11 protein-coding genes are annotated in these 13,102 nt (G+C 62.3%); 6 read left to right on the plus strand and 5 right to left on the minus strand.

The window, feature by feature from the left end; translation table 11 throughout:
• Nucleotides 1-174 precede the first annotated feature (174 nt).
• Nucleotides 175-954, minus strand: coding sequence for an SDR family NAD(P)-dependent oxidoreductase (locus HWX91_RS11895; protein WP_028193947.1), 780 nt, complete (start codon nucleotides 952-954; stop codon nucleotides 175-177).
• Nucleotides 955-1,129: 175 nt separating this feature from the next.
• Here HWX91_RS11895 and HWX91_RS11900 point away from each other — a divergent pair, with 175 nt between their 5' ends.
• The 3 genes from HWX91_RS11900 to HWX91_RS11910 all read left to right on the plus strand — a co-directional run bounded on the left by HWX91_RS11900 (nucleotide 1,130) and on the right by HWX91_RS11910 (nucleotide 3,414).
• The gene (locus tag HWX91_RS11900) at nucleotides 1,130-2,023 is read left to right on the plus strand and encodes an AraC family transcriptional regulator (protein ID WP_028193948.1); all 894 of its coding nucleotides are present in this window, start codon (nucleotides 1,130-1,132) and stop codon (nucleotides 2,021-2,023) included.
• Nucleotides 2,024-2,435: 412 nt separating this feature from the next.
• Nucleotides 2,436-2,645: a hypothetical protein gene (locus tag HWX91_RS11905; RefSeq protein WP_028193949.1), complete on the plus strand. Its 210-nt coding sequence runs from the start codon at nucleotides 2,436-2,438 to the stop codon at nucleotides 2,643-2,645.
• A gap of 259 nt (nucleotides 2,646-2,904) precedes the next feature.
• The gene (locus HWX91_RS11910) at nucleotides 2,905-3,414 is read left to right on the plus strand and encodes a DUF1269 domain-containing protein (protein WP_028193950.1); all 510 of its coding nucleotides are present in this window, start codon (nucleotides 2,905-2,907) and stop codon (nucleotides 3,412-3,414) included.
• Between the two features lie 46 nt (nucleotides 3,415-3,460).
• Here the strand turns inward: HWX91_RS11910 and HWX91_RS11915 are convergent, their stop codons facing one another.
• A complete protein-coding gene (locus HWX91_RS11915; RefSeq protein ID WP_028193951.1) occupies nucleotides 3,461-4,360 on the minus strand; it encodes an SDR family oxidoreductase in 900 nt (299 codons plus the stop codon).
• A gap of 111 nt (nucleotides 4,361-4,471) precedes the next feature.
• Between HWX91_RS11915 and HWX91_RS11920 the strand changes: the two genes are divergently transcribed.
• Nucleotides 4,472-5,317, plus strand: a complete 846-nt coding sequence (locus tag HWX91_RS11920) for a helix-turn-helix transcriptional regulator (RefSeq protein ID WP_370577252.1) — start codon at nucleotides 4,472-4,474, stop codon at nucleotides 5,315-5,317.
• An 84-nt stretch (nucleotides 5,318-5,401) separates the two neighbouring features.
• On the opposite strand, the gene HWX91_RS11925 is transcribed toward HWX91_RS11920, so the two are convergent.
• Entirely contained in the window at nucleotides 5,402-6,316 is a 915-nt protein-coding gene (locus HWX91_RS11925) for a LysR family transcriptional regulator (RefSeq protein ID WP_028193953.1), read from the minus strand.
• Nucleotides 6,317-6,423: 107 nt separating this feature from the next.
• Here HWX91_RS11925 and metE (HWX91_RS11930) point away from each other — a divergent pair, with 107 nt between their 5' ends.
• On the plus strand, nucleotides 6,424-8,715 hold the full coding sequence (gene metE / locus HWX91_RS11930) for a 5-methyltetrahydropteroyltriglutamate--homocysteine S-methyltransferase (RefSeq protein WP_028193954.1): 2,292 nt from the start codon (nucleotides 6,424-6,426) through the stop codon (nucleotides 8,713-8,715).
• 123 nt (nucleotides 8,716-8,838) lie between these two features.
• Here metE (HWX91_RS11930) and cobF read toward each other — a convergent pair whose 3' ends face one another.
• The gene (cobF, locus tag HWX91_RS11935) at nucleotides 8,839-9,603 is read right to left on the minus strand and encodes a precorrin-6A synthase (deacetylating) (RefSeq protein ID WP_028193955.1); all 765 of its coding nucleotides are present in this window, start codon (nucleotides 9,601-9,603) and stop codon (nucleotides 8,839-8,841) included.
• An 88-nt stretch (nucleotides 9,604-9,691) separates the two neighbouring features.
• Nucleotides 9,692-10,615, minus strand: a complete 924-nt coding sequence (locus HWX91_RS11940) for a LysR family transcriptional regulator (RefSeq protein ID WP_028193956.1) — start codon at nucleotides 10,613-10,615, stop codon at nucleotides 9,692-9,694.
• Nucleotides 10,616-10,758: 143 nt separating this feature from the next.
• Here HWX91_RS11940 and metE (HWX91_RS11945) point away from each other — a divergent pair, with 143 nt between their 5' ends.
• Complete coding sequence (metE, locus tag HWX91_RS11945) at nucleotides 10,759-13,047, plus strand: 5-methyltetrahydropteroyltriglutamate--homocysteine S-methyltransferase (RefSeq protein ID WP_028193957.1); 2,289 nt, start codon at nucleotides 10,759-10,761, stop codon at nucleotides 13,045-13,047.
• Nucleotides 13,048-13,102: the final 55 nt, after the last annotated feature.

The following is a 13,102-nucleotide window of genomic DNA, read 5'->3' on the forward strand; positions in this document are numbered from 1 at the left end:
GTCAGGTGAACACTAGCTACCTCGTCGGCGAATCCAGACCCGCACCCCGCGTGCGACGCCTGCTATGGCTCTGGATCGCGTTCTGGCTGCTTATGCTGGCGGTTGGGATGCAGAAGTCCCCGTGGTCCGGCAAACTGCTCGTCTGGCAGCAGCTCGTCGACTCCTGCTGCACGCCTATATAGACATGCCACCCGATACTTCAATACGTTGGGCATTCACCCAGCGGTTATCTTCGGACAGCAGCGCCGCAATCATCGGTCCGATATCGTCGGGCAGACCCGCACGGCCGAGCGCCGTCGCATCCGCCACGAGCTTGTTGATCTCAGGATTGTCGCGAACCATGCCGCCGCTGAAATCCGTAGCGATTGCGCCTGGCGCGACGGTATTGACAGCAATTCGACGCGGACCGAGTTCCTTCGCCAGATAACGCGTCAGAACCTCGACCGCGCCTTTCATGGACGCATACGGCGCACTGCCCGGAAAAGCGATACGGGTCAGGCCCGAGGAGATATTCACGATGCGGCCGCCGTCATTGATAAGGGGCAGGAGTTTCTGCGTCAGAAAAAACACGCCCTTGAAATGGACGTTGTAGAGCGCGTCCAGTTCTTCCTCGGTTGTCTTGTCGAACGGCGCGTGGTGCGAAATGCCGGCGTTGTTGACGAGATAATCGAAACGCTCGGCGCCCCGCTGGGCGAGCGACGCCCGAACCTGCTCCACGAACGAATCGAACGTCGTCACTTTGCCGGTATCGAGCGGCAACGCAATCGCTCTTTGACCTTCCTCCGCGACCAGACCGACCAGCTTTTCGGCTTCCGCCCGATTGGCGCGATAAGTGAATAGGGAATCGACACCGCGCTTCGCGAGATGGAGCACGGTATTGCGCCCCAAGCCGCGACTGCCGCCGGTCACGATTGCGATCTTCGAAACGGCGTCTGCTGATTCTCCTGCTGTCATGTTGCACTCCGCTTCAGGTGTAAGTGGACGCAAGCTTATTCCCGCCGACAGCGAGGTTTAATGCCCTAACTCCCCTACTTCTTGCCTGATCCTGCTCAGGGTTGCGCCGAATGAAACGAGAGGCAGTAACATGAACCAACGCGAATGAACCAATGCGGGCGCAAAGGAAGTTCTTATGTCGAATGCTCTAATCGAAAGTGTCAAACGCTATACCGACAAGCAGGCCGGAAAGGAGAGCCCGTTCGCGACCGCTATCGAGGGACTCCTCGTGCTCCGCTCCGATCACGAAAAGCACCCCGCTCATCTGATCATGAAGCCGGCTCTTTGCGTCGTCATTCAAGGCGCCAAGTGGACGCTATTCGGTGACAGGCGCTACGACTACCGGGCAGGACAAGCTTTGGTCGTAAGCGTCGAGATGCCGGCATTCAGCAAGGTCGTGCAAGCCAGCCCGGCCGAGCCGTACCTCGCTGTTGTGATTGAATTCAACCTGGCCATCATGCGCGAGGTCATGGCATGTCTCGATACGCCGCCCACGCCGGCAGACCATCTCGGGCATGGCGTTTTTGTCACCGACTTTGACGGCCCGCTCTCCGACTGCGTGCTTCGCATGGTGCGGCTGCTCGATACGCCTGACGCTATTCCCATTCTCGCGCCGATGATCATGCGGGAAATCTGTTACTGGATGCTGACGGGGCCTCACGGCAACGAGGTCGCCACGGTGGTGCTGGCGAACAGTCATGTGCAGAAAGTCGTTACCGCGATCCATGCACTCAGGGACCAGTTCACCGAGACCCTACGCATCGACGATCTGGCAGCGATTGCACAAATGAGCCCGTCGGCATTTCACCGGCAGTTCAAGGCGCTGACCTCAATGACACCGTTGCAATACCAGAAGCAGCTCCGCCTGCTCGAAGCGCGCCACCTGATGGCTGCGGGAACGGCCAACGCCGAGACAGCGGCCTATCAGGTGGGCTATGAAAGCGCGTCGCAGTTTAGCCGCGAATATTCGCGCATGTTTGGCGCGCCGCCCCGGCGCGATATAGAGACATTGAAAACGGCAACGGCCTAGCGTTTTTATGCAGCGGCGGCTTTTCGAAACCAGCCGCTGCCCGGTTTGCTGAACGGAAGAAAAGCGCATAAATCTGCGGCCCCGCCTGCACGCTCGATTCCGAAAAACCGGACACGCTATGGCGCCGCCTGGTGCTGTTCTAATAGCAAGCGACGCGGGACACGAAAACACCTTTTGTGGCGCCACCCGCGCCTGCATTGCCTACACTCAGATCACGCGCGTCGAACACCGAATGAACACAGCTCCGCGATCTGGGGCTGCGCGCGGGGCCTGCCGGCATTGTCCGCACGCAAACGCTCCGAGCGTTCGCCAAGGGCGAAGCCAGCGCGATTATCGGCAAGCTCCCATAAAACAGGCCGTCATGCGGAACACGAGCCGTTTTCTTTCCGCGACGCTTACTCAGGAGATCGCAATGAACGCAAACGCAAACAACAGTGAAGATATACGCGCCTTCGTGCAAACGTCAGAACAGGCCGGCGAATATGTCTGGGTCATCACGCTGGTCGACTTCGGGGCAAAAAAAGTCAAACGTTCGCTGGTTTCGGACGACAGGTTCGCGATGCGCGCCGCCGCACAGGACGCGGGCGAAGCGTACCTGAAGGGGCTAGCGGCGGACCGTTAGCGAAGCGCCGGGCAACCCTGATAGCTGCCTTACAGGCTCGCCTTGTTTTGGCACGTGGACAGACGAGGTCGGACAGAAGGCCTTGAGTCGGCAGCGAAAACTGCCGCGGCGCACCATGAACGCCATGCGCGTGCGCGGGAGTTTTATCTGCGTCTGGATGTCTGAGCTAAATAACGTAGGAATCGGTCGTGATCGAGGCGGCAAGGTTTGGCTCGTCGCCTCGCATCGAGCGCCGATTATTACCGACAGGAGGCCCGACATGCGGCGCATTTATTTCCTATTGCCCGATGTGCAAAGCGGGAAGTCGATCATCGACGAGTTGTTGCTGAAGCGGGTCGAATGGCGCCATATCCACGTGCTCGCGCGTCCGGACGTGCATCTGGAGCAGTTGCCGGAGGCGACGCTGACACAGCGCAGCGATCTGCTTCCCGCGCTGGCGCGCGGCACTGCCGCGGGTGGCGTGACGGGCATGCTCGCGGGACTCGTCGCGATGGCTTTTCCACCCGCGGGGCTGACGATCGCGGGCGGCGTCGTGGTTCTGATGACGCTGGCGAGCGCGGGGTTCGGCGCATGGACCGCGACCATGATCGGGATCGGCATCCCAAGCACCCGCTTGAAGCGCTTTGAAAGCGCGATCGAAAAGGGCGAGTTACTGATGATGGTCGACGTCGGCAAGGATCGTGTCGACGAAATCGAAGAACTGGTTAAGAGCCATCATCCGGAAGCGGACATAGAGGGAACGGATCCGACTATTCCGGCGTTTCCCTGAGCCGTCGCGGTCAAGCAGCGCCGCGCCAACCACTCGGCGCCGACAATCAGGGATGCGCGAAGTAGCCCGCCTGGCCGATATCGGTGAGAAGGTCCGGACCGGTCGGCGTCCAGTCCAACACCTCGCGGGTCCGTGCGCTCGAGGTCGGCAAATCCATCCCGACGAACATACCGAACCATCCGAAATGAGCCAGCGCCTCGTCCTTTGACATGGTGACAACCGGTACCCCGAGCCGCTGGCCGATCAATTCGGCAATCGCCTTGAACGGCACGCCCTCTTCAGCGATTGCATGATAGGGACCGCCGATCGCGCCGCGCTCGAGCGCGAGCCGGAAAACGCGGGCGGCATCCAGACGATACACGGCGGACCAGCGGTTAAGTCCGTCGCCCACGTACGCCGACACGCCCTTCTCCCGCGCGATGCTGATCAGCCGCGGGACAAACCCATGATCGCCTTCACCGTGAACGGACGGCGCCAGCCGCACCGTGCTCGCCCGCACGCCGCGCATGGCAAGCGCCTCTGCCGCCGCCTCCGACGCGCGAGGAAAACTGTCGGACGGTACAGGAGGACGATCCGTCTCGGTCGCCGCGTTGCCGTCATGCCTCAGCGACGCCGTGCCGGACGTGACGAGCAACGGACGCTCGCTGCCTTCGAGCACGCCGCCTAGTACTTCGATCGCCTGCCGGTCTTCCTCCGCACTCTGCGCAAAGCGGGAGAAATCGTGATTGAACGCAGTGTGGATGACTCCATCAGCCGCCGCCGCGCCCCGGCGCAAGCTGTCGAGGTCGGTCAGCGACCCATGGTGCGCCTCGGCGCCGGCTGCGGCGAGCGCCGCCGCGCCCTCTGCCGAGCGAGTCAGCCCGAGCACCTGATGGCCGTTCGCGAGCAACTCGCGAACAATAGCGGAGCCGACGAAACCGGTCGCTCCCGTAACAAAGACTCGCATCTGAAGTACTCCCGAATCAGGTTGATTGGGAGCAATCTACGAGGCAAAATCATCCTGTTAAAGCGGTGAGATTATCCGGGTATACGTCTTAACAGGCTAAGCATGGCGCAAGTGAACGACGACGAAAGCGGCAACCGCCTCGGCAGCTATCTGAAGAACCGCCGCACCAGGCTCGATCCCGCCTCCTTCGGTATTTCCGGTGGCCGGCGGCGCACGGCTGGGCTGCGCCGCGAAGAGGTGGCGCAACGCGCCAATATCAGCGCGGCCTGGTACACGTGGCTGGAGCAGGGGCGCGGCGGCAACCCGTCGGCGGAGGTGCTGGACCGCATCGCGAAGGCGCTGATGCTGACCGAGGTCGAGCGCGAGCATGTATTCCTGCTCGGCCTCGGCCATCCGCCCGAAGTCCGCTATCGCAGCAGCGACGCGATCACGCCCCGGCTGCAACGCCTGCTCGAAGCGCTGCCCTACAGCCCGGCAATTCTAAGGACTGCGACGTGGGATGTGGTTGCATGGAATCGCGCGGCCGCGGCCGTGCTCACCGACTACGCCACCCTGCCCCCTGAACGGCGCAACATTTTGCGCATGATCTTCTGCGACCCTCGCGTGCGCGCCGCGCAGTTCGATTGGACAAGCGTGGCCCGCATGGTGGTGGGCGCCTTCCGGGTCGATGCCGCGCGCGCGGGCGCCGATGCCGAAGTGGCGCCGCTCGTCGACGAACTGTGCCGGGCAAGCCCTGAGTTCGCCGCCATGTGGCAGGACAATGAAGTGCAGAGTCACGGCGACGGCATCAAGCGTTTGCGCCACCCCGTGCTGGGGCCGATCTCGCTGGAATACTCGTCGTTCGCGGTCGACGGACGGCCGGATCTTCGGATGGTGGTCTACAACCCGGCAACCCCGGTCGATCAGGAATTGATCTGCTCACTGATCGAGAGAACGCCGGTCATTGCCGATAAGTGAGCCCGGGCATTCTTTATTGCTCGGACACGGCCACACAGCAGGAATGCGGCAGGCATGCGGCAGGCGCGCAGCGAACCGCTCTGATTACGGTGTTTGCCCGGTTTCAATCGAGGCCGCCGCCGGCATGCGAGCCAGTTCGATGAAGGCCTTGAGGTAGTCAATTTCCGTATCGGTTTCGCGGGCGCCCAGGAAAATCTGCTTGGCGATGCCCTTTCGCCCCAGCCGCACCGGGACCAGGTTCATCTTGTCGGCATACTCTTCCACCAGCCAGCGCGGCAGTGCCGCGACGCCTCTGCCGCTGGCCACCATCTGCAACATGATGTCGGTGGTTTCGATCGCCTTGTGACGCCGTGGCGTTACGCCCGCGGGCATCAGAAACTGATTGTAGATATCCAGCCTGTCGGTCTCGACCGGATAAGTGACCAGCACCTCCCGGGTCAATTGCTCGGGTTTCACGTACTCCACGCCCGCCAGCGGATGCTCACGATTCACCACCAGCACCTGCTCATAATCGAACACCGGCTCGAAGCGCAAGCCCGGCTTGTAAAGCGGGTCCGGCGTGACGAGCAGGTCGATTTCGTAGCCGAACAGCGCGCCGATGCCGCCAAACTGGAATTTCTGCTTGACGTCGACATCCACGTCCGGCCAGCGCGCGAGATACGGCGACACCACCTTGAGCAACCACTGATAGCAGGGATGGCATTCCATGCCGATGCGCAGTGCCCCACGCTCGCCCTGCGCGTACTGTCTAAGACGCTCCTCGGCCAGATCCAGTTGGGGCAGCAGGCGGTTGGCAACCGCCAGCAGATACTCGCCCGCCTGGGTCAAGCGCAAGCTGCGGCCCTCGCGCAACCAGATATCCGTACCCAGTTGCTGCTCCAGCTTCCTCATGGAGTGGCTGAGGGCGGATTGCGTCACGCACAGGATGTCTGCTGCGGCGGTAAGCGAGCCGTGTTTGTCCACCGCCTGAACAATCGCCAGGTGAACTCTCTCAAGCATGGTGTATGAGCAAAACTAATGGTTCGTTGAATTAACACCATTTTACTTCATAAGACGCCTTAGCTAGCATGCCTCGATCCGCAACCTGATCGAACCAAGGCGACACGATGGCAACCACACATAATCTGGGCTTCCCCCGCATCGGCGCGAAGCGCGAACTGAAATTCGCGCTCGAGTCCTACTGGAAGGGCGAATCCTCGCTCGCCGAACTGAAAGCGCTGGGCGCCGAACTGCGCCAGCGTCATTGGGCGCACCAGGCCGACCTCGGCTTCGCCGCCGTCGGCGATTTCGCCTTCTACGACCACGTGCTGGACATGAGCTTCATGCTGGGCAACCTGCCGGAACGCGTGCGGGGCTTCCAGGGCGATGCGCTCGACAACGCCTTCCGCGTCGCCCGCGGCCGTTCGGCCAAAGGCGCCGAAGAGCACGGCGCGTGCTGCGGCGGCGTTGCTGCCGGCGAGATGACCAAGTGGTTCGACACCAACTATCACTTCATCGTCCCCGAATTCAGCGCCGGTACCGAGTTCAAGCTCGACCCGTCTCGTCTGCTCGAACAACTGGCTGAGGCCAACGCACAAGGCGTCAAGGCCAAGCCGGTGATCGTCGGCCCGGTGACCTACCTGGCGCTGGGCAAGGCCAAGGACGACTCCGACAAGCTGGCGCTGCTGCCGCGTCTGCTGCCGGTCTACGCCGAACTGCTGGCCACGCTGGCGGCGCAAGGCGTCGAATGGGTGCAGATCGACGAACCGGTCCTCGTCACCGAACTGTCCGCCGAATGGCAACAGGCGTACGTCACCGCATACGACGCGCTGGCGAACAGCAAGGTCAAGCTGCTGCTGGCGACGTACTTCGGCCAGTTGCTCGACAACCTGCCGCTGGCCTGCAAGCTGCCGGTGCAAGGCCTGCATCTGGATGCAATCAATGCGCGCGCTGAAGTCGCTGCCGCGATTGCACAATTGCCGCAGGACCGCGTGCTGTCGCTCGGCGTAATCAACGGCCGCAACATCTGGAAGACCGACCTCAACGGCGTGCTCGACTGGCTCGAGCCGGTCGCGAAGCAACTGGGCGAGCGCCTCTGGATTGCACCGTCGTGCTCGCTGCTGCATGTGCCGGTGGACCTGGCAAGCGAACAGAAGCTGGATGCGGAAGTCCGCTCGTGGCTCGCCTTCGCACTGCAAAAGCTGGGCGAACTGAAGGTGCTGGCGAGCGCGCTGAACAATGGCCGCGACGCCGTCAAGGCAGAGTTGGCCGCTAACGGTGCAGCGATTGCCGCGCGCCGCGCGTCACCGCGTGTGAATAACCCGGCGGTCAAGGCTGCCCTCGCGAAGATCAGCCCGGCCCTCGGTCAGCGCAAGAACACCTACCCGGCGCGCGCCGACAGGCAGGCTGCCCTGTTGAAGCTGCCGCCCTACCCGACCACGACCATCGGCTCGTTTCCGCAGACCGGCGCGATCCGTCATGCACGCAGCCAGTTCAGGAGCGGCGCATTGGACGAAGCCGGTTACAAGGCCGCGATGCGGGCCGAGATCGAACGCAGCGTGCGCGAGCAGGAAACGCTGGGGTTGGACGTGCTGGTGCACGGTGAAGCCGAGCGTAACGACATGGTGGAATACTTCGGCGAACAGCTCGACGGCTATGCGTTCAGCCAGTTCGGCTGGGTGCAGTCGTATGGCTCGCGTTGCGTGAAGCCGCCTGTTCTGTTCGGCGACATCAGCCGCCCGAAGGCGATGACGGTGGAATGGATCAGGTATGCGCAGTCGCTCACCAGCAAGCCGATGAAGGGCATGCTCACGGGCCCGGTCACGATCCTGAACTGGTCGTTCGTGCGCGACGACCAGCCGCGTTCGGTGTCGTGCTACCAGTTGGCGCTGGCGATCCGCGAAGAAGTGCTCGACCTCGAAAAGGCCGGTGTACGCGTGATACAGATCGACGAAGCAGCCCTGCGCGAAGGTCTGCCGCTGCGCAAATCGCAATGGCAGGAATACCTGAACTGGGCAGTGACGTCGTTCCGTATCGCCGCCAATGGCGTGGATGACGAAACGCAGATCCACACGCATATGTGCTATTCGGAGTTCAACGACATCATCTCGTCGATCGCCGACATGGACGCCGACGTGATCACCATCGAGACTTCGCGCTCGGATATGGAACTGCTGGACGCATTCGACAACTTCAACTACCCGAACGAAATCGGGCCGGGCGTGTACGACATTCACTCGCCGAACATCCCGACCGAAGAACACATCGTTAAACTGATGAAGAAAGCCGCCGAACGCATTCCGGCGCAGCGCCTGTGGGTGAACCCGGACTGCGGCCTGAAGACGCGCCAGTGGGAAGAGGTCATTCCGGCGCTGACCAACATGGTGGCGGCGGCGAAGAAGCTGCGCGCTTGCGTCTAACGCGCGTGCGCGGTCCGCTCCGTGCGAGTCGCGCTTGCCGCGCTTAACGCGTGAAACAACTGGCCGGCGCCGCAACCGGCAAGCCGGTTGTGTGAAAGATAGCCACCTCCTGGTGGCCATCTTTCATTTGCTGTCGCGCTTACGCAGCAGATACGTGTCCATGATCCAGCCATGGGCGCGCCGAGCCTCCGCCCTGACGCGCTCAATTTCGTCCATCACGTCGCGCAGCTTTCCCGCAATGAGAATTTCGTCGGGCGTGCCCACGTACGCTCCCCAGTAGATGTCCAGGTCTTCATCCACGAGATGCCGGTAGGCATTCTGCGAGTCCAGCATCACGACGACACTGTCGACATTCGCGGGGAAGCCTTCGGCGAGCGCGCGGCCGTTGGTGATTGCGATCGACCGGCCAATCAGGTTCAGCGGGACCTTATGCCGTGCGGCCAGCGCCTGGACGCTGCTGATCCCGGGAATCACGTCATAGTCGAACGCGTGCCGCCCCTCTTGCGCAATGGCCTCGATGATGCGGATCGTACTGTCGTAGAGCGATGGGTCGCCCCACACCAGGAAAGCGCCGACTTCGCCGTCGCGCAGTTCGTCTGCAATCAGGGCTTCGAACAGGCGTTGCTTGTCGCGGTTCAGCTCGTCGACTGTCGATCGGTAATCGGTGTCGTCGCGTCTGCGTTCAGGGCTGGTGGCCTCGACGATCCGATAAGCGTCGCCGTCGATAAATCGCTCGATGATCTGCTTGCGCAGCGCAACGAGTTTCTCCTTCGCGACGCCTTTATCCATCACGAAGAATACGTCGACCCGATTGAGCGCGTTGATCGCCTGAACGGTCATGTAGTCAGGATCCCCTGCTCCAATTCCGATGATCAGGATTTTTTTCATCACTTCAACTCCTGGCTAAAGCGGCGGAAGTCTCGGTCGAGCACACCCGCGGCTGATGTCAATTGATGCTGGACGCGCCTGCAAGCGCTCACGGATTGCCGGATATCAGCTCAATGCTGTCCAGTTGGGCCGCGCAGATATCCCGGACGATCCTCACGAAATCGTCGAAGTACGGCCGCCCCGCGATTGCCTTGGGTGCGACGGCATAGAGTTCGCTCCACAGTCCACCGGCGCCGACGCGCTTCGCGAGCACGTAGTCGTGGTCGACGTAATTCTTCACGCCCCAGTTCGGCAGCGCCGCAATGCCACGGCGGCTCGCCACGAGTTGCATGATCGCGATGGTCAATTCCGCGGTGCGCCGTTCGAGCTTGATCCCGGCCGGCTCCAGAATTTCGCGAATCAGATCGATACGCGATTCCGGCACGGGATAGGTGATCAGCGTCTCGCCTTGCAGGTCGTCGGGACCGACGCGCCGCTTGTTGCGCAACCGGTGTTCATTGGCGATCACGACCTGTATCTCGAACCGGAACAGCGGCGCAACGTGCAGATTGCGCCGCGTGGCGGGCTTCGAGCCGATCACCACGTCTGCCTTGCCCTCGTTCAGCAGTTTCATCGGGTCGGCATGGAACCCGGCGACCAGGTCGACTTCGACCTCCGGCCAGCGCCGGCGAAATTCATCCATGACCGGCATCAGCCAGTCAAAGCAGGTGTGGCATTCCAGCACGATTCGAAGCTCGCCGCGCACGTCGCCCTTCAGGCGAACCAGATCGCGCTCGGCGGTGGCCACCGCGGCCACCGTATCCCGGGCCAGCGCAAGCAGCCGCTCGCCGGCGGCCGTAAAACGCAGTCCGTGCCGGGTGCGTTCGAACAGCGACACCTCGTAGTGAGCCTCCATATCGCGGATCTGATGCGACAGCGCGGACTGGCTGAGATTGACCCGCTCGGCAGCGCTCACCAGCTTGTCGGATTCGGCGATGGCAATGAGCGAACGCAGATGACGCAGTTCAAGCATGGCACCGCCCGCGCCGGCCATGACAGTACAGAAAACAAGAGAAAAACCTGATATGAATGTGGTTCATATGATGATGAAAACATGTCGCTTGATGAATCATAGCGTGACTTGCACACTACGCGGCATTCACTCAAGGATTCCGCATGGCCCGCACTCACATATCCGGTTTTCCGCGCATCGGCGCACATCGCGAACTCAAGTTCGCCCAGGAATCTTTCTGGCGCGGAGAATCCGACGACGCCTATCTGCGTGAGGTCGGAAAAGCGTTGCGCGCGCGTCACTGGGAATTGCAGCGCGCCGCCGGGCTGGATTTCGTCGCGGCCGGCGATTTCGCATGGTACGACCCGATGCTGAACCTGACCGCCCTGCTCGGTGCGGTGCCGGAGCGCTTCGGCTTCGAGCCGAAGACCCTGTCGCTCGCCCAGTATCACGAACTGGCGCGGGGCAACAAGGCGCAGCCGGCCATGGAAATGACCAAGTGGTTCGATACCAACTACCACTACCTGGTGCCGGAACTCGGTCCCGACACGACATTCGACGGCGGCGTCGACTGGCTGTTCGAGGAAATCGACGAGGCACTTGCGCTAGATCTCGCGGTCAAGCCGGTGTTGATCGGACCCATCACCTATCTGTGGCTGGCCAAAAGCCGCGTGGCGGGCTTTGACCGCCTGTCGCTGCTGCCTCGGCTGGTCATCCGCTACCTGCGTATTCTCGACACGCTGAAAGCGCGAGGTATCGAGTGGGTTCAACTCGACGAACCCGCGCTCTGTGTCGATCTCGAAGCGGACTGGCTCGAAGCGTTTTCCGCCGTGTACAACGTGCTGGGCGACTCGGGCGTCAAGGTGCTGCTGGCGACCTATTTCGACACCGCCGCCGGGCACGCGCCAACCGTCGCCAAGCTGCCCGTGAATGGTGTGCATATCGATCTGGTCAAGGCGCCGCAGCAACTGGAGGCCTGGTGCTCGGCGCTGCCGGCGGACAAGGTCCTGTCGGTCGGTGTTATCGACGGACGCAACATCTGGCGCGCCGATCTGGCTGCCATTGCCGCTTCGCTCAAGAGCCTTTACGCGCAACGCGGCGAACGTCTGTGGATCGCGCCGTCCTGCTCGCTGGCCCACGTGCCGGTCACGCTCGCGTCCGAAAAGAAACTCGATGCCGAACTCAAATCGTGGCTTGCCTTCGCGACTGAAAAACTCGATGAGCTCAGCACGATTGCACTGGCGCTGCGCCACCTGGGCGCCGGGCTGCCGGCAGCGGCCCAGGCGGCGCTCGCCGCAGCGACCACCGCACTCGAGTCGCGCCGCCACTCCGGAGCGGTATTCAATGTGCTGGTTCAGCGGCGCGTCGCCGCTATCGCCGAGACCATGGCCAGCCGCAAGAGCCCGTTCGCCGAGCGTAGCCGTGTGCAGCGCCACTCGCTCAAACTGCCGCTCCTGCCCACCACGACAATCGGTTCGTTTCCGCAAACGCCGGCGATCCGGCAAGCGCGCGCCGCCTATCGCCGCGGCGAAATGCGCGCGCTTGAGTATCTCGAACGTATGCGGGCCGAAACGGCGACCGTCGTGCGGCGACAGGAAGAACTCGGGCTCGACGTGCTGGTGCACGGCGAAGTCGAACGCAACGACATGGTCGAATTCTTTGCGGACAAGCTCTGGGGCTATGCGCTCACCGAAAACGGATGGATCCAGAACTACGGCTCGCAATGCGTCAAGCCGCCGATCATTTACGGCGACATCTACCGGCCCGAGCCGATGATCGTGGACGCAGCCTGCCATGCGCAGTCGTTGACCGACCGCCTGGTGAAAGGCGTACTGACCGGACCGGTCACCATGCTCGAATGGTCGTTTGTTCGTGACGACCAGCCGCGTTCGACCACGGCGCTCCAATTGGCGCTCGTCATTCGCGACGAAGTTATGGACCTCGAAAAGGCCGGCATCCGCATCATTCAGATCGATGAGCCCGCCTTTCGCGAGGGCTTGCCGCTGCGTAAGGCGGACTGGTCAGACTACCTCGACTGGGCGACCCGGGCCTTCAGGATTTCGGCGGGCGGCGTTTCCGACGCCACGCAGATCCACACCCATATGTGCTATTCGGAATTCAACGACATCCTGCCGTCGATCGCCGCGCTGGATGCGGACGTGATCACGATCGAGACATCGCGCTCTTCGACGGAGCTGCTCGACGGCTTCGGCGAGTTCGCCTATCCCAACGGAATCGGACCCGGCGTATACGACACCCATTCGTCGCGCGTGCCGAGTGCCGAAGCCATGCAGCGCCTGCTCGAACGCGCCTGCGAGGTCATCCCCGCCGACCGTTTGTGGGTCAACCCCGACTGCGGCCTGAAAACCCGGGGCTGGCCGGAGACGGAAGCCGCCTTGTCCAATATGGTACTGGCGGCGAGGACACAGCGGCAAAGGCTTGCAGTCCAGTAAGCCAGACGTAATAACAACAGGAAACGTACCGCCAACGTCGTAGAGATTGACGGCA

The sequence above is a fragment of the Paraburkholderia fungorum genome (assembly GCF_902833645.1).
Classification (GTDB): domain Bacteria; phylum Pseudomonadota; class Gammaproteobacteria; order Burkholderiales; family Burkholderiaceae; genus Paraburkholderia; species Paraburkholderia fungorum.

Excerpts from the sequence above, each read along its gene's own strand:
- HWX91_RS11915 (WP_028193951.1), bottom strand. The coding sequence starts at position 4,360 with ATGCGAGTCTTTGTTACGGGAGCGACCGGTTTCGTCGGCTCCGCTATT.
- cobF (WP_028193955.1), bottom strand. The coding sequence starts at position 9,603 with ATGAAAAAAATCCTGATCATCGGAATTGGAGCAGGGGATCCTGACTAC.
- HWX91_RS11900 (WP_028193948.1), top strand. The coding sequence starts at position 1,130 with ATGTCGAATGCTCTAATCGAAAGTGTCAAACGCTATACCGACAAGCAG.
- HWX91_RS11905 (WP_028193949.1), top strand. The coding sequence starts at position 2,436 with ATGAACGCAAACGCAAACAACAGTGAAGATATACGCGCCTTCGTGCAA.
- metE (WP_028193954.1), top strand. The coding sequence starts at position 6,424 with ATGGCAACCACACATAATCTGGGCTTCCCCCGCATCGGCGCGAAGCGC.
- HWX91_RS11895 (WP_028193947.1), bottom strand. The coding sequence starts at position 954 with ATGACAGCAGGAGAATCAGCAGACGCCGTTTCGAAGATCGCAATCGTG.
- HWX91_RS11910 (WP_028193950.1), top strand. The coding sequence starts at position 2,905 with ATGCGGCGCATTTATTTCCTATTGCCCGATGTGCAAAGCGGGAAGTCG.
- HWX91_RS11925 (WP_028193953.1), bottom strand. The coding sequence starts at position 6,316 with ATGCTTGAGAGAGTTCACCTGGCGATTGTTCAGGCGGTGGACAAACAC.
- HWX91_RS11940 (WP_028193956.1), bottom strand. The coding sequence starts at position 10,615 with ATGCTTGAACTGCGTCATCTGCGTTCGCTCATTGCCATCGCCGAATCC.
- metE (WP_028193957.1), top strand. The coding sequence starts at position 10,759 with ATGGCCCGCACTCACATATCCGGTTTTCCGCGCATCGGCGCACATCGC.